This is a genomic window from Micromonospora sp. WMMC241 (assembly GCF_027460165.1).
Classification (GTDB): Bacteria; Actinomycetota; Actinomycetes; order Mycobacteriales; family Micromonosporaceae; genus Micromonospora; species Micromonospora humi.
Window position 1 is genome coordinate 352672 of record NZ_JAPZBF010000001.1, and the last position, 21947, is coordinate 374618.

Consider the following 21947-nt stretch of genomic DNA (forward strand, 5'->3'; position numbering starts at 1 on the left):
GTTTGTTAACCGGCGCGGGCCGCCCGCACCGCCGCGTACGCGTCGACCAGGCCGGCGCCGACCAGGTCCCGGGTGCCGCCACAGGTCGAGCCGCCCGGAACGGTGGCCGGGGTGGCGGTCTCGGTGAGGATCCGCCGGGTCCGGTCCAGGTCACCCACCAGCGCCGGATTGGCCGACCACATCAACGCCACCACGCCCGCCACCTGCGGGGTGGCCATCGAGGTGCCGTCCAGGGTGGCGTACCCGCCGCCGGGGAACGCCGACGGCACGGCCGCGCCGGGGGCCACCAGGTCGGGCTTCGCGACCGTCCCGGTCGGGCCCCGGCTGGAGAACTCGGTGAGCCGACGGGACCGGTCGACCGCGCCGACCGTGAGCACGTCCGGGTACGGCGCCGGTGGGTCCGAGATGGAACCGCAGTGGGGCCCCTCGTTGCCGGCGGCGGCCACCACCAGGATGCCGGCCGCGGCCAGGGCGGCGGTCGCCGGGCGCAGCGCCCCCGGGTCGCACCCCTCCAGCGGCGGGCAGCCCCACGAGTTGGTCAGCACGTCCGGCGCGCGCTGCGGCCGGCCGTCGGTCAGCGGGTTCCCGCCCGGCGGGAACGGCGCCAGCATGAACTGGAGACAGTCCAGGTAGCGGGCCGGGCTGCCGAGGTTGCGGTCCAGGTTGACGCAGCCGACCCAGCTCGCGCCCGGCGCCACCCCGATTCCGTCCCGGCCCACCGCGCTGCCGAGCGTGTGCGTGCCGTGGCCGCCCCGGTCGGCCGGCGCCCGGCGGTGCTCCCACGGGTCGTACCAGGAGTCGTCGCCGCCCCGGAAGCCGCCGGCCAGCGCCGGGTGCCGTCCGTCCACGCCGGAGTCCGAGCTGCCCACCACCACGCCGGCGCCGGTGACGCCCAGCTCCGACCAGACCCGATCCGCGCCGATCAGCGACACGTTCCAGGTCGGGCCGGTCGGCGCGGGCGTGTCACCCCGGGCCGGCGGCGCCGCCGCGGGCAGCGGGCGCGGTCGCTGGTCGACGAGCACCCGGGCCACCTCGGGGCGGCCGGACAGCCAGGCCCGTACCGCCGGGCCGCCGTCCGTGGAGATCGCGTTGACCAGGTAGTAGGGCGTCGGGTCGAGGCGCAGCCGGGTCAGCGTGCGGCGCAGGTCGCGCTGCGTGCGGTCGGCGGTGTCGACCAGCCGCCGATACACCTCGGCGGCCCGGGCGTCCCGGCCGGCCCGGCCCGGCGCGCCGGCCGGCAGGCCGCTCAGGTCGGCCTGTTCGCGCAGCACCACAAGCAGCCGCTCGCCGTACAGGCCCGGCTGGCCGGGCACCACGTAGACCACCGCCACGGCGGCCAGCAGCGCCCCGGCGACCGACCCGGCCACGCCCCGGCGGGGTGCGCCGGCGCGCGGGCGGGCGAGCAGCACGCCGTACCCGACGGCGAGCAGGACCGCGACGGCGAACGCGGCGCCGGCGCCGACCGCGACCCAGAACGGCACGTCGCGGGTGCTGGCCAGCAGCAGCGTGATCTCCTCCGGGTCGGTGAGGGCCAGCGGCCCGGCCAGCGCCAGGCCGACCAGCCAGCGCACCGGCGCCGGCCCGGCCGGCCGGCCGGCGTGCCGGGCCGCCACCTCCAGCGCGCCCAGCACGAAGCCGAGCGGCGGCAGCAGGAGCAGGCCCGGCAACTGGGCGCCCGACTGCCCGGCGCCGGCGGCCAGCAGCGCCAGCGTGACGCCGGCGACCAGGCCGCCGACAAGCACCAGCCGGGCCGGCCGGACCTCGGTGCCGGGCGCGAGGCCGGCCCAGAACGCGGGGCCGAGCAGCACCCCGGCCAGCACGCCGAACGCGGCGGCGGCCAGGCCGGCGAGCAGCGTCTCCAACGCCCCGCCCAGCGCGCCCACCCAGACCCAGGGCAGCAGGACCGCCAGCCCGGCGGCGACCGCCAGCAGCGACACCGCGCCGGGCCGCCGACCCCCGCCGGCGGCCGTCCCCGGCGACGGATCCGGGCCGCCGGCCGCCGTTCCGCCGTCGCCCCCGCTTGTCGCCGTGGGCGCGACGTGGCCGGGCGGTGGCGTCGCCGGGGCCGCCGGGCGACGGCGGGCCAGCCACGCGGCGGCGAGCGCGAGCAGCGCGGCGGTCACCGCCAGCGCCGCCAGGTACGCCTCGTGGTGCACCGGCGGCAGCGCCCGGAGCAGCGTCGCCGCGCCGAGCGCGACAGCGCCGCCGGTCCATGCCCGCCCGGCCGCCCGCACCGCCGGGGACCGGGGCAGCAGCGCCAGCGCCAGCGCCGGTCCGCCCACCAGCAGCATGGTGATCACCGCCACCATCGGCCAGACCGCCACCGCCCGGTCCAGCCCGGTGACCAGTACCACCTGGTCGATCAACCAGCCGGTGACCTGGCCGGGCACGGTGACCAGCACCGCCCAGACGCCGGTCGCCACCGCCGCGACGACCGGCCACGGCCCGGTCTCGCGCGGCGGCAGGGGTACGGGAGCAGCGGGCGGGCCGGTCAGCATGGTCATCACGGTACGGCCGAGGCGTGTCGCCGTGGCGCGGGGACGGCTACCGTGGACGGGTGCGCGACCCCAACGTGTCCCGATCCGCGGCCGGTCAGCTCTCCGCCGAGCGCCGCGCCGACGACCTGCGCCGGCTGCGCGCCGAGCGGTTCGACGTGCTGATCATCGGTGGCGGGGTGACCGGCGCGGGCGCGGCGCTCGACGCGGCGTCCCGCGGGCTGAAGGTCGCCCTGGTGGAGGCGCGCGACTACGCCGCCGGCACGTCCAGCCGGTCCAGCAAGCTGATCCACGGCGGCCTGCGCTACCTGGAGCAGTTGGAGTTCCACCTGGTCCACGAGGCGCTGACCGAACGCGGGCTGCTCGCCACCCGGCTCGCCCCGCACCTGGTCCGCCCGGTGCCGATCCTGGTGCCGCTGCCGGCCGAGGGCGGCGTGCGCGACCTGCCCCGGCGGTTCCTCCGCCGCTCCTACTACGGCCTCGGCGTGGCCGCGTACGACGCGTTCGCCGGGGTGTTCGGCGGCGGGCGCGGCATGCCGCTGCACCGGCACCTGACCCGCGAGGGCGCCCGCCGGGTCTTCCCGAGCCTGCGACCCGACACGCTGGCCGGCGCGATCCGCTACTACGACGGCCAGGTCGACGACGCCCGGCTGGTGGTGACGCTGGCCCGCACCGCGGCCAGCCTCGGTGCCACAGTGGTCAACAGCGCCAGGGCGGTCGGCCTGGTCCGGCAGGCCCGCGAGGTGACCGGCGTCCGGGTGCGCGACCTGGAGGCGCCGGCCGGCTCGCCGGACGCCGAGTTCGAGGTCCGCGCCCGCACCGTGATCGCGGCGACCGGCGTGTGGAGCGACGACATGTCGCGGATGCTCAACGACGTCGGGCTGCGCCCCGGCCTGCGGGTCCGGGCGTCGAAGGGCGTGCACCTCGTGGTGCCCCGGTCGGCGATCGTCGGCGAGACCGGCCTCATCCTGCGCACCGCGACGAGCGTCCTCTTCGTCATCCCGTGGGGCGGGCACTGGATCATCGGCACCACCGACACCGACTGGCAGCTCGACCGCTCCCACCCGGCCGCCACCGCGCGCGACATCGAATACCTGCTGGAACAGGTCAACACCGTGCTGGACCGGCCGCTGACCACCGCCGACATCGAGGGCGTCTACGCCGGGCTGCGCCCGCTGCTCTCCGGCGAGGCCGACTCCACCTCCAAGCTCTCCCGGGAGCACGCCGTGGTCGAGCCGATGCTCGGCCTGCTGCTGGTGGCCGGCGGCAAATACACGACCTACCGGGTGATGGCCGCCGACGTCGTCGACCACGCGGCGCACCGGCTCGGCCGGACCCGTCCGTCGCGCACCGCCGACCTGCCGCTGCTCGGCGCCGACGGCTACGCCGCGATGTGGCGGGACCGGGCCGACCTGGCCCGCCGGCACGGGGTGCCGGTCGGGGTGGTCGAGCACCTGCTGGAGCGCTACGGCAACCTCACCCTCGACGTGCTCGCCCTGGTCGACGCCGACCCGCTGCTCGGCTCGCCGCTGGCCGGCGCGCCGGAATACCTCGCCGCCGAGGTGACGTACGCGGCGCGGGCCGAGGGCGCGTTGCACGTGGAGGACGTGCTCACCCGGCGTACCCGGATCTCCATCGAGACCAGCCACCGCGGCCTGGAGTCGGCGGAGCACGTCGCGGAGCTGATGGGCGCGGTGCTCGGCTGGGACGCGGCGACCCGTGCCCGCGAGGTCGCCAACTACCGGGCGCGGGTGGAGGCCGAGCGGGAGTCGCAGCTCATGCCGGACGACATCGCCGCCGACGCGGCGCGCCTCGGCGCTCCCGACGTGCGCGGCTTCGCCGCCGATCGGGGCACCGAGTTGCCGAGTTCGCCCCGCTGAGCAGACCGGAACCCTTACCGGCCGCTCGGTGGGTAGTGCGCGCAACCTACGGAAGTGTAGGTTTCCCGCGTGGTTCGTCCATCCTCGACGCGCGTCCCCGCAGTGTCCGTCGCCGTCCTGCTGGCAACCGCCCTGACCGGCTGCTCGCTCCTCGGCCGGGCCGAGAGCGCCACGCCCACCGGTGAGCAGCTCTCGGCCACCCCGACGCCGGTCGGGAAGCGGGTCACGCTGCTGCAACGGCTCGGCTCGGACGGCAAGGTCCGCACGCTGGACGTCGACCCGGCCGGGCGGTGGCAGTGCCGCGACTGCGCCGGCGACGGCGTCGACGCGACAGGCGCGCTCAACCCCGAGCAGACCCAGCGGTTGCAGCGGATGCTCGCCGACCCGGCGTTGGCGAAGGAGACCGACGAGGCCCGGCGCTACCGGCAGCTGTGCATCGGCGCGCTGACCTCGTCGCTGCTCATCCCGCCGGAGCTGACCATCACCATCCAGGACTGCCCGGGCGAGCCGGCGCCCCCGGTGGCGTACGACGTGCTGCTGCTGCTCACCCAGGCCACGCCGGCCGAGGACAAGGGCTGAGTCAGATCACCTTGCCGGGGTTGAGCAGCCCCGCCGGGTCCAGCGCGGTCTTGATCGCCCGGTGCACCCGGACGCCCACCGGGCCGATCTCCCGCGCCAGCCAGTCCCGCTTGAGCAGCCCGACGCCGTGCTCGCCGGTGCAGGTGCCACCGAGTTCCAGACCGAGCCGCATGATCTCGTCGAAGGCTCGCCGGCCGCGGTCCAGACTCGCCGGGTCGGCCCGGTCGACCACGATGTTGGGGTGCATGTTGCCGTCGCCGGCGTGACCGACCACGCCGATCGGCACGTCGCACGACCCGGCGATCCGGGCCACCCCGTCCAGCAGCTCCGCGAGCCGGCCGCGCGGCACCGCCACGTCGTCGATGACCAGGCCGCCGTTGCCGCCGGGGAACGTCTGCGCGGCGAACCGTTCCATCGCCGGGTGGGCCAGCCGCCGGGCCTGGAGCAGCGCGGCGGCCTCGGTCGCGTCGGTGGCGGTCCAGACCTCGTCGGCGCCGGCCGCGGTGCACACCTCGGCGATCCGGGCCAGGTCGCCGGCCGCCCGGTCGCCGGTGTCCACCGCCGCCAGCAGCAGCGCCTCCGCGTCGGTCCGCAACCCCATCGGCCGGTACGCCTCGATGGCCCGCAGGTGCGTCCGGTCCAGCAGTTCCAGCAGGCTCGGGGTGAGCCCCCGTTCGGCGATCCCGGCGACCGCGCCGCCGGCTGCGGCCGTGGTCGGGAAGACCGCGACCAGGGTCAGCGACGCCTCGGGCGCCGGCCGCAGCGCCACGGTCACCTCGGTGATCACCCCGAGGGTGCCCTCCGAGCCGACGAAGAGCCGGGTCAGGTCGTACCCGGCGACTCCCTTGGCGGTGCGCCGGCCGGTGCGCAGCACCTCGCCGGAGGCGAGCACCACCTCCAGGCCGAGCACGTACTCGCTGGTCACGCCGTACTTCACGCAGCACATGCCGCCGGCGTTGGTGGCCACGTTGCCGCCGATGGTGGACGACTCCCAGGAGCCGGGGTCCGGCGGATACCAGAGCCCACGCGCCCGCACCGCCTGAGCCAGCGCCGAGTTGACCACTCCGGGCTGCACCACGGCGATCCGGCCGACCGGGTCGACCTCCACGATCCGGTCCATCGCCACGGTGCTCAGCACCAGCGCCCCGGCCACCGCGTTCGCCGCGCCGGCCAGCCCGGTCCGCGCCCCCTGCGGCACCACCGGTACGCCGTGCCGCCCGGCCGCGCGCACGGTCGCCACCACCTGGGCGGTGTCGCGGGGGCGGACCACCACCAGCGGGGTGCCCGAGGCGCACAGGTCCGCCTCGTCCCGCTCGTGGCCGGCCAGCAGGTCCGGGTCGGTCAGCACGGCGGTGTCGCCGAGTTCGGCCCGCAGTTCGTCGAGGAGGGGATGGGCGGCCATGCCGGGAAGGCTACGCGTACCCTCGGTCGCCATGCTCTTCCTGGACCCGCCCGCGGTGCCCTGGCGCGGCCGGCTCTGGTCGCACCTGATCAGCGACGTCTCGTACGCGGAGCTGCACGCCTTCGCCGAACTGCTCGGCGTGCCCCGGCGCGGCTTCGACCGGGACCACTACGACCTGCCCGCCGAACGGTTCGCGGTGGCGGTCTGGCTGGGCGCCACGGTGGTTCCGTCCCGGGAGATCGTCCGCCGGCTGCACGCCGCCGGACTGCGCCGCCCGAAGCGCCGGGGCTCAGGTGAGGCCGTCCAGCTCCCGGGTCAGGTTGGCGCGGGCCCGGTCCGCCCAGCGGGCGTGCGGCTCGGGTAGCCGGTAGAGCGCCGGCAGGTCGAGCAGCTCCCGCAGCACCGCGGCCCGGCCGGCGCGGAAGTCCGGCTCGGCGACGTGGGCGTACTCGCGGCGGATCGCGGTGGCGTACCTGTCGTAGTCGCCCGGCTCGGCCGCCAGCACAGCCAGGTCGGCGTCGCAGAGCAGCGCGCCGTCCGGGTCGTCCGGTGCGACCGCGTGGCCGGCGGTGAGCAGCACCAGGCGGCGTACCTCGTCGACCGCCCCGGCCGGCAGCCCGGTGGCGGTGAGCAGCGCCCCGGCCAGGTCGGCGCTGGCCCGCTCGTTGGCGTCGCCGCCCGCGCGCGGGTCGTAGACCGCGTCGTGGCACCACGCCGCGAGCCGGACCAGGTCCGGGCGGCGGGCCCGACCGGCGTACGCGTCGACGACGTCGAGCACCGTCCGCAGGTGATCCACCGTGTGGTGGTGTCGGTGCGGCTCCCGCCAGCCGGCCAGCAGCCGCGCCCCGGCCCGCCGCACGGCGTCCGGGTCGGTGGCCCCGGCCGCCCGCGCCGCGGTGCGCCATCGCGCGGTCAGCTCGTCCATCCGGTGCAGTCTGCCCGATCCGGGCGGCGGGGCGAGGATTCACCCGGGGCGGGACGGGTAGTACCCGCCATGGCCCGGGACCCACGACCGCCGCTCCTGCGGCGGATGACGTCGCGCGAAGGGCTGGCCGATCTGGACGGGCCGCGGATCTCCGCCGCCATGGACGAGCTGCGCGACAAGGGCAAGGCCACCCTGCACGACCGGCTGCACCGGGTTCGCACCGCGTTCGGCCTGGCGTTGCAGGCCGGGCTCGCGGCCGGGTTGGCGTACCTCGTCTCGCACCGGCTGCTGCACAACCCGCAGCCGGTCTTCGCGCCGATCTCCGCGGTGGGCACGCTGGCCGCCTCGGTCGGCCAGCGGTTCCGGCGCACTGTCGAGCTGATCATCGGGGTGGCGGTCGGTGTCCTCGTCGGCGACGTGCTGATCTACTTCCTCGGCACCGGCGCCTGGCAGCTCGCGCTGGTGGTGACCTCGGCGATCCTGCTGACCATCTTCGCCGGGGCGAGCGTGGCCATCGTGATCCAGGCGGCGGCGACCGCGGTGCTGATCGTGACGCTCAGCCCGTCCACCCAGAACCTGGAGTTCCCACGTTTCGTCGACGCCTTCATCGGCGGCAGCATCGCGCTCGTGGTCACCGCCGTCCTGCTCCCGCTCAACCCGCTCCGGGTGATCAACCGGGCCGCGCGGCCGGCGCTGGACCTGCTCGCCGAGCAGCTCGACGTGTGCGCCGAGGCGCTGCGCAACCGGGACCGGGGCGCGGCCCAGCGGGCGCTGTTCCGGCTCCGGGAGAACAAGGAGGAACTGGCCGCGCTGAGCGAGGCGATCGAGGGCGCCAAGGAGACCATCACCATCTCGCCGGCCCGCTGGCACCGGCGCAGCGAGCTGACCCACTACGCGGAGGCGGCCGAGCCGATCGACCGGGCGATGCGCAACAGCGGCACGCTGATCCGGCGCTCGGTCACCATGATCGAGGACGAGGAGGCGATCCCCGAGCCGATGCCGGACGCCATCGCCCACCTCGCCGAGTCGGTACGCCTGCTCCGGCACGAGTTCGCCGTCGGGGAGGAGCCGCAGCAGGCCCGGGAGCGGACGCTGCGCGCGGTCAGCGAGGCCGGCCGGGCGTACGGCGTGGGGGTGGGCTTCTCCGGCAGCGTGGTGATCGCGCAGGTGCGTACCGCCGCCAGCGACCTGATGGTGGCCTCCGGCATCGAGCAGGAGGAGGCGAACCGCCTGGTCCGCGAGGCGTTCCACGGCAGCGACCAGCAGGCCGACGAGGCGCCCCGACCTCCCACCGCCCCGCCGGTCGGCTGACCGTCGACGGTCAACGGGAGAGGGTGGCCAGGGCCCCCAGGAGGGTGTCGATCTCGTGGGCTGTGGTGCCCAGGCCGAGGCTGGCGCGCAGGGCGGTGGGGGGAAGGTCGGCGCGGCCGGACCGGGCGGCGGCCTCGGCCAGCAGGCGCCGGGTCAGGGGATGGGCGCAGAACAGGCCGTCCCGGACGCCGATCCGGTGCCGGGCCGCCAGGTGCGCGGCCACCTCGGCGGAGTCCCGCCCGGCGACCACGAAGCTGACGATGCCCACCCGGGGCGCCGCCGGGCCGAACGTGCGCAGCTCCACCACGTCCGGCAGCGCGGCCAGGCCGGACCGCAGCCGGGTCAGCAACGCCTGCTCCCGGGCGTGCAGCGCGGCCCGGTCCACCGCCGCGAACGCCGCGCAGACCGCCGCCAGCGCCGCCGCGCCGAGCAGGTTCGGGGTGCCGCCCTCGTGCCGGGCCGGGCCGGTGGTCCACCGGACGTCGTGGGTGGCCGCGCCGACGTGGCTGGTCGCCCCGCCGCCGGGCAGGTACGGCGGGGCGGCGTCCAGCCAGTCCGCGCGCCCGACCAGCACGCCCGCGCCGAACGGGGCGTACAGCTTGTGGCCGGAGAGCGCCACGTAGTCCAGGTCCGACGCGGTCACGTCGACCGGGGCGTGCGGGGCGAGCTGCGCGGCGTCCACCAGGATCCGCGCGCCGTACCGGTGGGCCACCCGGGCCAGCTCGGCCACCGGCCAGCGCTCGCCGGTCACGTTGCTGGCGCCGGTGACCGAGACCAGCACCGGCAGGCCGGGCCGGGCGTCGCGGGCCAGCTCGCCCAGCGCCAGGCTCAGGGACCGGACCGCGCCGGCCGGGCTGTCCGGGACCGGCAGCCGCACCGAGCCGCGCGGCCAGGGAAGCAGGTTGGCGTGGTGCTCACCGCCGAAGGTGACCACCGTGGTGCCGGCGGGCAGCGCCCGGGCCAGCAGGTTCACCGCGTCGGTGGTGTTCCGGGTGAAGATCACGTGATCGGTGGGGCGGGCGCCGAGGAAGTCCGCCACGGTCTGCCGGGCCCGCTCGTAGGCGAGCGTGCAGCGCCGGGACAGCGCGCCCGCGCCGCGGTGCACGCTCGCGTACCAGGGCAGCAGCTCGGCCACCGCGTCGGCCGCGGCCCGCGCGCACGGCGCGCTGGCGGCGTGGTCCAGGTTGATCTCTCCCGGTACGCCGAGCACGCCGAGCGGGTCCGGTCGGACCGGCCCGGGCAGCGTGGGCGGGGCGGGGACGAGGGTGACGGTCATGGCGGAGCCTCCCGGGCCACCGGGGACCCCCGGATGTCGCCGAAGGGGTCCGCGCTTGCCCAGCACGCGTGTCGGCGCTGGGCCCGGTCATCACCCGGGGCACCCCACCGCGAACTGACGAGGGTTGCCGGCCAGCAAGCCGGGGCTTGACGCTGGCGCTCGTGACCTGTTGCGGAGCATAGCCGTCGTGATGCGGCCGGAACAGTGGGGCGCGGGTGACTACGCTGACCGCATGGCCGTCACCCCGCCCGGCGGAGCACTGCCGCCGCCGTCCGCGCCCGCCGTCCCGCCGCCCGGGGCGCCGACGCCGCGGATGCCGCTGCGCCGGCTCGGCTGGCGCCGCTTCCTGGCGCTGGCCGGGGTGGTGCTGCTGATCGCGGCCGGTGCGCTGTTCATGGTGTTCACGCTGGGCGAGAGCCTGGGCGCCGAGGCGCTGCTGATCGGCGTGATCGCGGCGATCCTGCCGGTGCCGGTGCTGGTGTCCTGCTTCCTCTGGCTCGACCGCTACGAACCCGAGCCGCTGAAATACCTGATCTTCTGCTTCGCCTGGGGCGCGTTCGTCTCCACCGCCATCTCGCTGCTGGTCAACGAGACGGGCGCACGGCTGTTCAAGGACTGGGGGCTGCCCGCCGCGCTGACCGCGGTGCTGGTCGCGCCGTTCATCGAGGAGCTGACCAAGGCGGCCGGGCCGATCCTGCTGCTGATCTTCCGGCGACGGGAGTTCTCCGGGGTGACCGACGGCCTGGTCTACTGCGGGCTCTCCGCGGTCGGCTTCGCCATGGTGGAGAACATCCTCTACCTGGGCGGGTACGGCTACCGCACCGGCGTGGAGGAATACGGCCCGGCCACCGGCGCGCAGCAGGTCATCGCGATCTTCATCGTGCGGATCCTGCTGTTCGGCTTCGCCCACCCGCTGTTCACCTCGATGACCGGCGTCGGGCTGGGCGTGGCCGCGCGTACCGCCGACCGGCGGGTGCGGATCCTCGCCCCGCTCGCCGGCCTGCTGCTGGCCATGATGCTGCACGGCACCTGGAACCTGATCCCCTCACTGGCGCAGGCCACCGGGCAGACGGTGATCGTGCTCTACGGCTACATCGGCGTGATGGTGCCGATCTTCTTCGGCATGGTGGGGCTGGCCGTCGGCCTGCGCGCCTGGGAGGGGCGGCTCACCGAGCGCACCCTGCCCGACTACGTCCGGGCCGGCTGGCTCACCCCGCCCGAGGTGGCGGCGCTGGGCAGCCTCGGCCGGCGGCACGCCGCCCGCGCCTGGGCCCGGCGGGTGGCCGGCGACGGCGGGGTGAAGGCGATGCGCGGCTACCAGTTCGCCGCGACCCGGTTGGCGTTGCTGCGCGACGGCATGCGCCGGGGGCTGGACCGCAAGCCCGCCGAGCGGGACCGGACGGCGCGGGAGGAACGGGAGCTGCTGGACTCGATCGCCGCGTACCGGTCGTTCTTCGTCGGCCGCGACCCGCAGGCGCCGGTCGGGGTCTGGGACGGTCAGCGCTACCACCTGCGGTTCCCGGACGGCTCCCAGCGCGCGGTCGAGGCGCCGGACGAGCCGGTGGTGCCGATCCCGGTGGTGCTGGCCCCGCCACCGCCGCCGATCGGGCACGGCCCGCACCCGTGGTATCCGCGCGGCTGAGCGCTCAGGCCATCAGGCCGGTGAGGAAGTCGCCCAGCCCCTGGGCGATGGCCATCAGCGCGACCCCGATGCCCCGGAACAGCTGCGCCGCCCCGTCCGGCCGGAACGCCATGAAATAGATCAGGAACGCGAGGAACCCCCAGGCGAGAATCCTTTTGATCACGATCGGCATGGTCCCTCCCCAGGGCGCGCTGAGGTGCCTGGGCTTCCCGCCGGGACGCGCCGCAAACGGCGCGGCGCTGGAGGTAGAGCCGGCGGAGCCGGCCGTCAGAGGTAGAGGCCGGTGGAGCCGGTGTCGCTGCTCTCCACCCGCTCCGCCGCCACCGCGTGCACGTCACGCTCGCGCAGCAGCACGTACGCCCGGCCGTGCAGCTCGACCTCGGAGCGGTCGTCCGGGTCGAAGAGCACCCGGTCCCCGGCGACGATCGAGCGCACGTGCGGCCCGACGCCCACCGCGGTGGCCCAGGCCAGCCGCTTGCCGACCGCCGCGGTCGCCGGGATGACGATGCCGGCGGTGGAGCGGCGTTCCCCCTCACCGCCCTCGGTACGCACCAGCACGCGATCGTGCAGCAGGCGGATGGGCAGCCCGGCGTCGAGACTCTGGTCGGCGGTCACGCGAAGACGCTACCGCGCGCCCCACGGGCGGTCCCGTCGTGGTTGCCGGTGGCCGCGACGGGGCAATGTGTGGCGGGACCGCCCTACGGTGGGCCGGTCGGACGTATCCTGTCCCACCTGTGACGTGGGTGGACCATTCTTGCGGGAGGTGCGCTTGAGCCGCTTCGAGCGGATGCGCGGACGGCTCCGCCGCGCGTACGAGTCGGGTCGTGAGGCGGCTGCGGCCGGCCGGTCCGACGCGGACCCGACTCCCGGCGAGGCGGGCGGCGTGGCCTCCCCCGGCGCGCCCGGTCCGGCGGCGCCGGCGGCGGCGACGGTAGTGGGCGCGGAGCCGCCGGCCGCGATGCACAACTCGACGGTCAGCCGCGACGACACCGAGGTGCCGCACGCGCTGCGGATCGCCGCCGCGTGGTGCTGGCGGTTGATCGTGATCGGGATCGTCACCTGGGCCCTGCTCAAGATCGTCGGCACCATCAGCATCGTGATCATCCCGCTGACCGTCGCCCTACTGCTCTCGGCGCTGCTCGCCCCGGCGGTCGGCTGGCTGCTCAAGGCCCGGTTCCCCCGGTCGCTGGCGACCGGCGTGGTGCTTGTCGGCGGTCTCGCCGCGGTGGTCGGCACGCTGACACTGGTGGTCAACGAGTTCATCCAGGGCGTGCCCGAGCTGAGCGAGAAGTCCTCCCAGGGCGTCCGGCAGATCCAGGACTGGCTCAAGACCGGCCCGCTGCACCTGTCCGACAGCCAGCTCACCCGCTACATCGACGAGGCCCAGAACTGGATCAACGGCAACACCGAGCGGTTCACCAGCGGCGCGCTCAGCACCGCGGCCACGCTCGCCGAGGTGCTCACCGGCACCGTCCTGGTGCTCTTCGCGACGTTCTTCTTCCTCCGCGACGGCAACAACATCTGGCGGTTCCTGGTCCGGCTGCTGCCGGTGGCCGCGCGCTGGAAGGTCGACGACGCCGGTCGCGCGTCCTGGGCGACGCTCGGCGCGTACGTCCGCGCCACCGTGCTCGTCGCGTTCATCGACGCCCTCGGCATCGGCATCTTCCTGGTCATCTTCGACATCCCGTTCGCGTTCCCGCTGGCCGCGCTGGTCTTCCTGGGCGCGTTCATCCCGATCGTCGGAGCGTTCCTGTCCGGCGTGGTGGCCGTGCTGGTGGCGCTCGTCGACAGCGGCCCGGTCACCGCCCTGATCATCCTCGGCGCGGTGATCGGTGTGCAGCAGGTCGAGGGGCACGTGCTCCAGCCGTTGATCATGGGCCGCGCGGTGGCCATCCACCCGCTCGCCGTGATCATCGGGATCGCCGCCGGCGTGGTGCTCGCCGGCATCGCCGGCGCGCTGGTCGCGGTGCCGCTGATCGCCGTGCTCAACACGGCCGTCCGGCGGCTCGCCGCCCGTACCGTGCCGGACACCCCGCCGGACGCGGTGGTGGTCGCCTCCCAGGCGCCCTGACCCGGACCGACCCGCCGACGCCCGCGTCACCCCGCCCGGGGAGGCGCGGGCGTCAGCTCTTCGCCAGCCGTTCCAGCGCGCCCCGGGCCACCTCGGGGCGAGTGGTGTACCAGAACGGGGGCAGCGAGCGGCGCAGGAACGGGCCGTAGCCACGCGCCGTCTCCAGCCGTGAGTCGAGCACCGCCACCACACCCCGGTCGCCGGTGGCCCGGATCAGCCGGCCGACGCCCTGCGCCAACCGGACCGCGGCGATCGGCACGCTCACCGCCGCGAAACCGGACCCGCCGCCCGCGTCCACCGCCGCCGCCCGGGCCGCGGCGAGCGGCTCGTCGGGCCGGGGGAACGGCAGCCGGTCGATCACCACGAGCTGGCAGGCGTCGCCGGGCACGTCCACGCCCTGCCAGAGCGACATCACCCCGAACAGGCAGCTCTCTCGCTCCTGCCGGAACCGGCGCACCAGCAGCGGCAGCGCCTCCTCGCCCTGGAGCAGCACGGGCAGGTCGGTCCGCGCGCGGAGCAGCTCCGCCGCCTGCTGCGCGGCCCGCCGCGACGAGAAGAGCCCGAGGGTACGCCCACCGAGCGCGCCGACCAGCGCCAACAGCTCCTCGCCGGCCGCCGTGGGCAGCCCGGAGACGCTGGGGCGGGGCAGGTGCGCGGCGACGTAGAGGATGCCCTGCCGGGCGTAGTCGAACGGCGAGCCGACGTCGAGCGACCGCCAGCCGGGACCCTCGGTGGCCGGCACCGTGCCGACCGCCGCCCGGCTGCCCTCGGTGCTCGCCACCGGGGCCGGACCGGTGCCGCGACCGGCGGCGGCCGCGGTGGCCATCGCCGCGGCGGCCGGCGTCGGCGGGGCGGGCGGCGGCGCCTCCAGCCCGAGCGCCCGGGCCACCGTGTCGAACCGCCCGCCCAACGCCAGCGTGGCCGAGGTGGCGACCACGGTGCGCTCGTCGTAGAGGTGGGTGGCGAGCGTGCCGGCCACCGACAACGGCGCCACCACCAGCGCCCGGCGGCTGCCGTTCTCCGGCTTCTCCACCCAGGCCACGTCGTGGTCGCCCTCCTCCAGCAGGCGCTGGGCGGTGGTGGAGAGTTCGTCCAGCACGGCCTTGGCCTGCTGCTTGCGGACCGGGTCGGGGTCGTCGGCCTTCACGTCGCCGATCGTCTCCAGCGCGGCCCGGGTCGCCGAGTCGAGCAGCGTGCACGCCTCGCGCAGCGGCGGCGGCAGGCCGGCGGTGAGCCGCCCGGCCGGCGCCTCGGCCAACCCCACGGCCAGCGCGTCACCGGCCTCGGTGAGCCGGTCGGCCAGGTCGGGGCGGAGCAGCGGCCGGGCCCGCCGGGTGGACCTGTCGATCAGCTCCGGCACCAGCTCGGCCTGGGCCGCCGAGGAGACCCGGTCGGCCAGCTCGTGCGCCTCGTCGACCACCAGCAGCCGGTGCGGCGGCACGATGTGCCGCCCGGCGAGCATGTCCACCGCGAGCAGGCTGTGGTTGGTGACCACCAGGTCGGCCTCCCGGGCCCGGGCCCGCGACGCCTCCGCGAAGCACTCCTGCCCGAACGGGCAGCGGGACGCGCCGACGCACTCCCGGGCCGGCATGGAGACGCTCCGCCAGACCTGGTCGTCGACGCCCGGATCCAGCTCGTCGCGGTCGCCGGTGGCGGTCTCCTCCGCCCAGTCGCGCAGCCGTTGGACCTGCTTGCCCAGCCGGCCCGCCTCACCGAGCCACTTCGTGCCCCCGCCGGCGGAGGGCGTGTCGAAGAGCGTGTCGTCCGGCTCGTCCTCCACGGAGCTGTCCAGCCGGGCCAGGCACAGGTAGTGGTGGCGGCCCTTGAGCACGGCGAAGGTGGGACGGCGGCCCAGCACCGGCTCGACCGCGTCGGCCAGGCGGGGCAGATCGTGGTCGACGAGCTGGGACTGCAACGCCAGGGTGGCGGTGGAGACCACCACCGGGCCGTCCACGGTCAGCGCCGGGGCCAGGTAGGCCAGGGACTTGCCGGTGCCGGTGCCGGCCTGCACCAGCAGGTGCTCGCCGGAGGCGATGCTCCGCTCGATCGCCTCGGCCATCTGCTGCTGGCCGGGCCGGGTCGCGCCGCCCGGGACCGCGCCGACCGCGGCCGCCAACAGCTCCTCACCGCTCGGGCGGCCGCTCCGGCGCTTCTTCGGGACGGCGGTGCCGGTGGCGGTGCGGGACGGGCTCACCGTGCGACCGTACCCGCCGGCACCGACGCCGGTCCGGCCGCTCCGGCGGCGTGGCGTACGGCAGGTCGCGTCCGGTTACCTGCCGATCGCGTGGCGTGGCCGGAATCGGTTAGGGTGCCAGGCATGCCGAGCGACGTGGTCCGCGTGATCTACCGCAAGTACGACGGCAGCGCCCACCGCGACTACCCGGCCCGCCGCCTCGCCGAGGACGACCTCGGTGTCTGGCTCGGCGTGCCGGCCGGCACCGAGTCGGTCTACCACGGCCGGCCCTCCGTCGAGCAGATCCCGTTCGTCCTGCTGGTGCCCCGGCACGGCTGGTGGACGGGCATGTTCAACCCGCCGCCACGCACCAGCGAGGTCTACTGCGACATCGCCACCCCGGCCCGCTGGGACGGCGACGAGACGGTCCACCTGGTCGACCTCGACCTGGACGTGGTGCGCCGCCGCGAGACCGGCCTCGTCGAGCTGCGCGACGAGGACGAGTTCGCCGAGCACCGGGCCCGGTGGAACTACCCGGACGACCTGGTCGCCGAGGCCGAGGCGGCGGCCCGCTGGCTGCTCGGCGCGCTCGGCGACGGCAGCGAGCCGTTCGCCACCTCGTACCGGAAGTGGTTGGCCCTGGTGGTCTGAGCCGCGCTCACCAGCGCGGCGGCCAGGCGGCGCCCGGGCCCAGCGGCGGCAGCTCGGCCACCTTCTCCGGGTTGAGCTGGTTGAACACGCCGGTGACCCGTCCCTCGTGCACGGCGAACGAGGTGACCATGCGCATCGTCCGCCCGTCGCGCCAGGGCAGCTCGGCGTGCCAGCCCAGCGTCCCGTCCACCAGCACCGGCCGCACGCGCAGGCCGCCCCGCCGGCGGGCCTGGTCGAACAGGCCGAGGAGCAGGCGCGCGGCGGCCTCGGCGCCGACCACCGGCCGGCGGGCCGCCGGGAAGTGGCCGCCGGAGTCTCCGATCGACACCGCGTCCGGCGCGAGCACCCGGACGAGCTGCGCCAACTCGCCGGACTCCACCGCGGCCACGAACGCGCTGAGCACCCGTCGCTGCTCGGCGAGGTCGGCGCTGTGCCGGGGCGCGTCCGGCCCGTGCACCGCCCGGCGGGCCCGGGACGCGAGCTGCCGGGCCGCCTCCGGCGTCCCGCCGAGCACCTCGGCGACGTCGCCGAACGGCACCGCGAACACGTCGTGCAGCACGAACGCCACCCGCTGCTCCGGCGTCAGCCGCTCCAGCACCACGAGCAGGGCGGTGCCGAGCTGGTCGGCGCGGACCGCCCGCTCCGCCGGGTCGGGGGCGAACCCGTCCGCCGTCGGCAGGCCGGCCACCACCGGCTCCGGAAGCCACTGACCGGGGTACGCCTCGCGACGCACCCGGGCCGAGCGGAGCACGTCCAGGCAGAGCCGCGAGCAGGTGGTGGTCAACCAGCCGCGCAGGTCCCGTACGCGGGCGCGGTCGGCCGGGTCGGCGAGCGCGCCGGCACATCGCAGCCAGGTCTCCTGCACGGCGTCCTCGGCCTCGCTCCGGCTGCCCAGCATCCGCTGCGCCACCGCCAGGAGGTGCCCCCGCTCCGCCTCGAACTCCGCCGCCAGCTCGTCCACCCTCCTATCCTCCCGCCCCCGCCTCCTGCCCCCCGCCCCGCCCGCCTCGCAGTCCGCCCCGCCGCGCCGATCATGGAGTTGTGGCACCCAATTTGTGGCTTTGGGAAGGTTCGTGAGGTGCCACAACTCCATGATCGACGAGATCTCCGAGTCTCCCCACGCGTGGACCGGCTGCTCTCCCACGGCCCGTGATCATGAGGTTGACGTCGCGGGGGAGCGCTCTCACGGCAGTCAACTTCATGATCGCCCCTCTTCTCCTCCTCGTCCGCCAGGGCGCTGCGCCTTTGGCGCTCCTTGATCGCCCGGCCTCCTCCGGGCCGGACGGGGGTGGTCGGGCAGGTGGCTGCCGGGACGCGAACCCGAATCCCCACCGGACAAAGTGCATGTATCGGGTGTAGCGGATGCTCCGTACCCATGATCGGGGTTGTGGGGTGAGGATCGGGGGATGAGTGGCGTGGTCGGGCCCGAGGACGGGTCGATGCGGGAGTTGTTGCGGGTGGGGCCGGGGCCGGTGGACCTGAGGGCGGTGGACCCCCGCTCGATGCCGGGGCTGCCGAAGGCGGCCGGGCGCGGGTCGGCGCGCAAGGAGTGGGCTCGCGGCCAGGTCGAGCTGATCGGCGCGGAACTGGCCCGGCAGCAGGAGATGCTGTACGCCGCCGCACAGGTCGCCGCCGGCCCGGGCAGTGCCACCAGCGCGCCCACTCAGGCCGGGGCGGGCCTGGTGGGGGGACGACCGCGCCGGGTGCTGCTGGTGCTCCAGGCGATGGACTGCGGCGGCAAGGACGGCACGGTCAAGCGGGTGGCCGGCGCGATGAACCCGCTCGGGCTGCACATCCGCTCCTTCGGCCCGCCGACGAAGCAGGAGTTGCGGCACGACTTCCTGTGGCGGATCCGGCGGGCGCTGCCGCCTCCCGGCTATGTCGGGGTGTTCAACCGCTCGCACTACGAGGACGTGCTCATCGCCCGGGTGGAGGAGCTGGTGGACGAGGCCACCTGGCGGTCCCGCTACGAGATCATCAACGACTTCGAGCGGGAGCTGGCCGAGCAGGCGGTGACCGTGGTGAAGGTCATGCTGCACATCTCCCACGCCGAGCAGGGTGAGCGGCTGATGGAGCGGCTCACCGACCCGACGAAGCACTGGAAGTACAACCCGAGCGATCTGGACACCCGGGCCCGCTGGGACGAATACCAGGCCGCGTACGCCGAGGCTCTCCAGCGGTGCGGCACGGACGCCGCGCCCTGGTTCGTGGTGCCGGCGGACCGCAAGTGGTTCCGCGACTGGGCGGTGGCCCACCTGCTGCGGGAGACGTTCGACGACTTGGATCTGGGGTATCCGGCTCCCGATTTCGACGTAGAACGGGAGCGTGCCCGGTTGCGCGACCAGGGTGGCGAGCCCTCAGGTGAACAGCAGGTGAACGAGCGGTGAATCGGGCCTGACCAGGGGTGGGCCGGTCGATGCCCGGTTCCACCGGGTCCCTAGCATGCCCAGAGCAGGCGCCTTCCGGAGGCGACGGCCCCCCTTCCACCGACACGACGAGGTCCGTGCTGTGAAGTTTTCCTTCCGTCCCACCGAGGGCGCCTTCTACGAGCTCTTCACCAGGGCCGCGCAGAACCTGGTGAAGGGGACCGACCTGCTCAACGAGTTGGCCCTGCCCGGTTCCGACGTGCAGTCGATCAGCGAGCGGCTGACCGACATCGAGCACGACAGCGACCAGATCACCCATGATCTCTACAAGAAGATCAACTCCACCTTCATCACGCCGTTCGACCGGGAGGACATCTACCGGCTGGGCTCGCTGCTCGACGACGTGATGGACCACCTGGAGGCGGTCGGCAACCTGCTCTACCTGTACGGCCTGACCAAGCTCCCGTCGCTGCCGCGCGAGCTGCACGAGCTGGTCAACGTGCTCGACCTGCAGGCCAAGCTCACCGCCGAGGCGATGCCCCGGCTGAAGTCGATGAAGGACCTCGAGGACTACTGGATCGAGTGCAACCGACTGGAGAACGACGGCGACCAGGCGTACCGGATGCTGCTCGTCCGCCTCTTCTCCGGTGAGTACGACGCGCTCACCGTGCTGAAGATGAAGGAGGTGGCCGACGAGCTGGAGGCCGCCTGCGACGCCTTCGAGCACGTCGCCAACACCGTCGAGACCATCGCGGTCAAGGAGTCCTGATCCAGTGAGCCCCGAACTCATCGCCGTGCTGGCGGTGATCGCGGTCGCCATGGCGTTCGACTACACGAACGGCTTCCATGACGCGGCCAACGCGATCGCCACCAGCATCTCGACCCGGGCCCTGACCCCCCGGATCGCGCTCGGCCTGGCCGCCGTCGGCAACTTCGTCGGTGCGCACTTCGGCGCCGGGGTCGCCAAGACCGTCGGCGACGGACTGGTCACACTCCCGACCGGGGTGGAGAGCCTCGGCGTGGTCTTCGCCGGCGTGCTCGGCGCGATCGCCTGGAACCTGATCACCTGGTACTTCGGCCTGCCCTCCTCCTCGTCGCACGCCCTCTTCGGCGGGCTGGTCGGCGCGACCCTGTTCGCCGCCGACGGCATCGTCCAGTGGGGCAACATCGTGGAGAAGGTCCTCCTCCCGATGGTGCTCTCCCCGGTGGTCGGCCTGGTCCTCGGCTTCCTGGTGATGCTGGCGATCATGTGGCTGTTCCGGAAGGGGCAGCCGGGCAAGCTCAGCCGCGGCTTCCGCTGGGCGCAGACCGTGTCCGCCGCCGCGATGTCCGTCGGCCACGGTATGCAGGACGCCGCCAAGACCATGGGCATCATCGTGCTGGCGCTCTACACCGGCGGTTTCCAGGACAGCAAGACGCACATCCCGAGCTGGGTGTTCTGGACCTCCGCGACGATGCTGGCGCTCGGCACGTACGCGGGCGGCTGGCGGATCATCCGGACGCTGGGCCGGAAGATCATCGACCTCGGCCCGGCGGAGGGCTTCGCGGCCGAGACCGTGGCCAGCGCGGTGCTCTACTTCAACGCGCTGGTGCTCAAGGCGCCGATCTCCACCACCCACACGATCACCTCGGCGATCATGGGCGTGGGCGCGACCAAGCGGCTCTCCGCGGTCCGCTGGAACGTGGCCGGCAACATCGTGATCGCCTGGATCATCACGTTCCCGGCGGCGGCAGCCATCGCCTGCCTCGCGTACCTGCTGGTCCGGCCGCTGTTCTAAAGGAGGGGCCCCTTCTTAACGCCTCCGGTAGAGAAGGGGCCCCATCTCACACCGCGTAGGAGACGCCGATCCGGGCTTTGATGTCGTCGATCAGCGCCATGATCTCCAGGGTGGCGGCGTGCGGCACCAACGGGCTCTCGGTCAGCCCCGCCGCCAGGCAGCGCCCCACCTCGATCGCCTCGTACTGGTAGCCGCCGCCGGTCATGTCCGCCGGGATCGTCTCCGGTTCGGCCCCGAGCCGGTGCAGCACCGCGGACCCGGGCCGGAAGAACGGTTCGGGCAGGTCGATCCGGCCGGTGGTGCCGGTGATCGACGCGGTGATCGCGGTGGCGCCGACCATGCCGCAGCTCAACGTCGCCACCGCGCCGGAGTCCCAGCCGAGGACGATGCCGGTGTTCTCGTCCACCGCCTCCGGGCTCAGCCGGGCCCACGCCTGCACGTGCTGCGGTGCGCCGAGCACCATGTGGGCCAGGCTCAGCGGATAGACGCCGAGGTCGAGCAGCGCGCCGCCGCCCAGCGCGGGATTGCGCATCCGGTGCTCGGGCGGGAACGGCCCGGCCGCCCCGAAGTCGGCCCGGACGTGGGTGACCGCACCGATCGCGCCGTCGGAGATCAGCTCCAGTACCCGCAGGATCAGCGGGTTCGTCCGCATCCACATGGCCTCCATGAAGAAGAGGCCGCGGGCGCGTGCCGTCTCCACCAGCTCGGTGGTGGTGGGCAGGTCGAGCGTGCAGGGCTTCTCCACCAGCACGGCCTTGCCGCCGGCCAGACAGGCCAGCGCCGCCTCGTGGTGCGCGGCGTGCGGCGTCGCCACGTAGATCGCGTCCAGGTCCGGGTCCGCGGCCAGTTCGGCCCAGGAGGCGTACGCCCGCGGCACGTCGTGCCGCCGCGCGAACTCCTCGGCGCTCTCCCGGGTACGCGACCCGACCGCCACCAGTTCCGCGCCCGGCGCCAGCCGCAGGTCGGTGGCGAAGGCGGCGGCGATGTGTCCGGTGGCCAGGATTCCCCAACGCGTCATGCCTGGAACGCTATCCCGGTCGGTTCTCCGGTCGGCGAGATGATCCACCCGTCGGGACGTCTCGTTCGGCGCTGGGGCTCGGGGCGTCGGACGGCCGGTGCCGATCACGGAGTGTCAAGGTTGCGGAGCGTAGCCAGCGGTGACGTTCTTGGCCGCGAGCGACGGCTGCGAAAGGCTTCTCTCGGACATAACTGCCCCTTGGGCCCTGGCTCACATGTTGCCCTCGGCCGCCTTTGCTCTGCAGCCGCCGACGCAGCGGTAGCTGTTGGTTGCTGATGCGCGAATGGCTGCAGAGCAAAGGCGGCGAGGGGTGGGATGGGTGTCGGGACGAACCGTTACGCAGCGCGACGACAATGGCGGGAACCGACGCCGTCGAGCCG

18 protein-coding genes, 2 pseudogenes and 1 riboswitch are annotated in these 21947 nt (G+C 74.7%); of the genes and pseudogenes, 10 read left to right on the forward strand and 10 right to left on the reverse strand.

Features of this window, described 5'->3' with window-relative positions:
• Positions 1–5: 5 nt before the first annotated feature.
• The gene (locus O7598_RS01735; RefSeq protein WP_269689710.1) at positions 6–2504 is read right to left on the reverse strand and encodes a S8 family serine peptidase; all 2499 of its coding nucleotides are present in this window, start codon (positions 2502–2504) and stop codon (positions 6–8) included.
• Between the two features lie 68 nt (positions 2505–2572).
• On the opposite strand from O7598_RS01735, the gene O7598_RS01740 reads away from it, so the two are divergent.
• The gene (locus O7598_RS01740; protein WP_269694710.1) at positions 2573–4375 is read left to right on the forward strand and encodes a glycerol-3-phosphate dehydrogenase/oxidase; all 1803 of its coding nucleotides are present in this window, start codon (positions 2573–2575) and stop codon (positions 4373–4375) included.
• A gap of 102 nt (positions 4376–4477) precedes the next feature.
• Positions 4478–4954, forward strand: coding sequence for a hypothetical protein (locus tag O7598_RS01745; RefSeq protein ID WP_269689711.1), 477 nt, complete (start codon positions 4478–4480; stop codon positions 4952–4954).
• Between the two features lies 1 nt (position 4955).
• Here O7598_RS01745 and O7598_RS01750 read toward each other — a convergent pair whose 3' ends face one another.
• A complete protein-coding gene (locus O7598_RS01750) occupies positions 4956–6356 on the reverse strand; it encodes an FAD-binding oxidoreductase (protein WP_269689712.1) in 1401 nt (466 codons plus the stop codon).
• A 31-nt stretch (positions 6357–6387) separates the two neighbouring features.
• Between O7598_RS01750 and O7598_RS01755 the strand changes: the two genes are divergently transcribed.
• On the forward strand, positions 6388–6720 hold the full coding sequence (locus O7598_RS01755) for a DUF4031 domain-containing protein (RefSeq protein ID WP_269689713.1): 333 nt from the start codon (positions 6388–6390) through the stop codon (positions 6718–6720).
• Here the strand turns inward: O7598_RS01755 and O7598_RS01760 are convergent.
• A complete protein-coding gene (locus tag O7598_RS01760; RefSeq protein ID WP_269689714.1) occupies positions 6646–7281 on the reverse strand; it encodes an HD domain-containing protein in 636 nt (211 codons plus the stop codon). The genes O7598_RS01755 and O7598_RS01760 overlap by 75 nt on opposite strands.
• Before the next feature lie 69 nt (positions 7282–7350).
• On the opposite strand from O7598_RS01760, the gene O7598_RS01765 reads away from it, so the two are divergent.
• Positions 7351–8592, forward strand: a complete 1242-nt coding sequence (locus O7598_RS01765; RefSeq protein WP_442929783.1) for an FUSC family protein — start codon at positions 7351–7353, stop codon at positions 8590–8592.
• Positions 8593–8602: 10 nt separating this feature from the next.
• On the opposite strand, the gene O7598_RS01770 is transcribed toward O7598_RS01765, so the two are convergent.
• Positions 8603–9868 carry an aminotransferase class V-fold PLP-dependent enzyme gene (locus tag O7598_RS01770; protein ID WP_269689716.1) on the reverse strand — a complete coding sequence of 422 codons (1266 nt, stop codon included), beginning with the start codon at positions 9866–9868 and terminating at the stop codon, positions 8603–8605.
• A gap of 46 nt (positions 9869–9914) precedes the next feature.
• A riboswitch (SAM riboswitch) is annotated at positions 9915–10035 on the reverse strand.
• Positions 10036–10058: 23 nt separating this feature from the next.
• On the opposite strand from O7598_RS01770, the gene O7598_RS01775 reads away from it, so the two are divergent.
• Positions 10059–11510 (forward strand): PrsW family intramembrane metalloprotease, encoded by a 1452-nt coding sequence (locus tag O7598_RS01775; protein WP_269694711.1) that lies wholly within the window; start codon positions 10059–10061, stop codon positions 11508–11510.
• 4 nt (positions 11511–11514) lie between these two features.
• Here O7598_RS01775 and O7598_RS01780 read toward each other — a convergent pair whose 3' ends face one another.
• Together O7598_RS01780 and O7598_RS01785 are read right to left on the reverse strand one after the other, a co-directional pair.
• A complete protein-coding gene (locus tag O7598_RS01780; protein WP_175441480.1) occupies positions 11515–11682 on the reverse strand; it encodes a hypothetical protein in 168 nt (55 codons plus the stop codon).
• Positions 11683–11777: 95 nt separating this feature from the next.
• Positions 11778–12125: a GroES family chaperonin gene (locus O7598_RS01785; RefSeq protein WP_269689717.1), complete on the reverse strand. Its 348-nt coding sequence runs from the start codon at positions 12123–12125 to the stop codon at positions 11778–11780.
• Positions 12126–12279: 154 nt separating this feature from the next.
• Here O7598_RS01785 and O7598_RS01790 point away from each other — a divergent pair, with 154 nt between their 5' ends.
• Positions 12280–13581, forward strand: coding sequence for an AI-2E family transporter (locus O7598_RS01790; RefSeq protein WP_269689718.1), 1302 nt, complete (start codon positions 12280–12282; stop codon positions 13579–13581).
• 52 nt (positions 13582–13633) lie between these two features.
• Here the strand turns inward: O7598_RS01790 and O7598_RS31395 are convergent.
• Both O7598_RS31395 and O7598_RS31400 read right to left on the reverse strand, forming a co-directional pair.
• Positions 13634–14320: pseudogene (locus tag O7598_RS31395) on the reverse strand (ATP-dependent DNA helicase); the annotation flags it as partial.
• 111 nt (positions 14321–14431) lie between these two features.
• Positions 14432–15775: pseudogene (locus tag O7598_RS31400) on the reverse strand (ATP-dependent DNA helicase); the annotation flags it as partial.
• 123 nt (positions 15776–15898) lie between these two features.
• On the opposite strand from O7598_RS31400, the gene O7598_RS01800 reads away from it, so the two are divergent.
• Entirely contained in the window at positions 15899–16405 is a 507-nt protein-coding gene (locus O7598_RS01800; RefSeq protein WP_269689720.1) for a DUF402 domain-containing protein, read from the forward strand.
• 7 nt (positions 16406–16412) lie between these two features.
• Here the strand turns inward: O7598_RS01800 and sigJ are convergent, their stop codons facing one another.
• Positions 16413–17366: an RNA polymerase sigma factor SigJ gene (gene sigJ, locus O7598_RS01805; protein ID WP_269689721.1), complete on the reverse strand. Its 954-nt coding sequence runs from the start codon at positions 17364–17366 to the stop codon at positions 16413–16415.
• 445 nt (positions 17367–17811) lie between these two features.
• Between sigJ and O7598_RS01810 the strand changes: the two genes are divergently transcribed.
• From O7598_RS01810 to O7598_RS01820, 3 genes are all read left to right on the forward strand, one after another.
• Positions 17812–18792: a PPK2 family polyphosphate kinase gene (locus O7598_RS01810; RefSeq protein WP_269689722.1), complete on the forward strand. Its 981-nt coding sequence runs from the start codon at positions 17812–17814 to the stop codon at positions 18790–18792.
• 121 nt (positions 18793–18913) lie between these two features.
• Complete coding sequence (locus O7598_RS01815) at positions 18914–19540, forward strand: DUF47 domain-containing protein (protein WP_091069780.1); 627 nt, start codon at positions 18914–18916, stop codon at positions 19538–19540.
• 4 nt (positions 19541–19544) lie between these two features.
• A complete protein-coding gene (locus O7598_RS01820; RefSeq protein WP_091069779.1) occupies positions 19545–20549 on the forward strand; it encodes an inorganic phosphate transporter in 1005 nt (334 codons plus the stop codon).
• 46 nt (positions 20550–20595) lie between these two features.
• On the opposite strand, the gene O7598_RS01825 is transcribed toward O7598_RS01820, so the two are convergent.
• Positions 20596–21567: a Gfo/Idh/MocA family protein gene (locus tag O7598_RS01825; RefSeq protein ID WP_269689723.1), complete on the reverse strand. Its 972-nt coding sequence runs from the start codon at positions 21565–21567 to the stop codon at positions 20596–20598.
• Positions 21568–21947: the final 380 nt, after the last annotated feature.

What these genes read in the sequence shown, in the direction of transcription:
- O7598_RS01735 (WP_269689710.1), bottom strand. Translation starts at nt 2,504, where the DNA reads ATGACCATGCTGACCGGCCCGCCCGCTGCTCCCGTACCCCTGCCGCCG.
- O7598_RS01750 (WP_269689712.1), bottom strand. Translation starts at nt 6,356, where the DNA reads ATGGCCGCCCATCCCCTCCTCGACGAACTGCGGGCCGAACTCGGCGAC.
- O7598_RS01755 (WP_269689713.1), top strand. Translation starts at nt 6,388, where the DNA reads ATGCTCTTCCTGGACCCGCCCGCGGTGCCCTGGCGCGGCCGGCTCTGG.
- O7598_RS01760 (WP_269689714.1), bottom strand. Translation starts at nt 7,281, where the DNA reads ATGGACGAGCTGACCGCGCGATGGCGCACCGCGGCGCGGGCGGCCGGG.
- O7598_RS01765 (WP_442929783.1), top strand. Translation starts at nt 7,351, where the DNA reads ATGGCCCGGGACCCACGACCGCCGCTCCTGCGGCGGATGACGTCGCGC.
- O7598_RS01770 (WP_269689716.1), bottom strand. Translation starts at nt 9,868, where the DNA reads ATGACCGTCACCCTCGTCCCCGCCCCGCCCACGCTGCCCGGGCCGGTC.
- O7598_RS01775 (WP_269694711.1), top strand. Translation starts at nt 10,059, where the DNA reads ATGCGGCCGGAACAGTGGGGCGCGGGTGACTACGCTGACCGCATGGCC.
- O7598_RS01780 (WP_175441480.1), bottom strand. Translation starts at nt 11,682, where the DNA reads ATGCCGATCGTGATCAAAAGGATTCTCGCCTGGGGGTTCCTCGCGTTC.
- O7598_RS01800 (WP_269689720.1), top strand. Translation starts at nt 15,899, where the DNA reads ATGCCGAGCGACGTGGTCCGCGTGATCTACCGCAAGTACGACGGCAGC.
- O7598_RS01810 (WP_269689722.1), top strand. Translation starts at nt 17,812, where the DNA reads ATGAGTGGCGTGGTCGGGCCCGAGGACGGGTCGATGCGGGAGTTGTTG.
- O7598_RS01825 (WP_269689723.1), bottom strand. Translation starts at nt 21,567, where the DNA reads ATGACGCGTTGGGGAATCCTGGCCACCGGACACATCGCCGCCGCCTTC.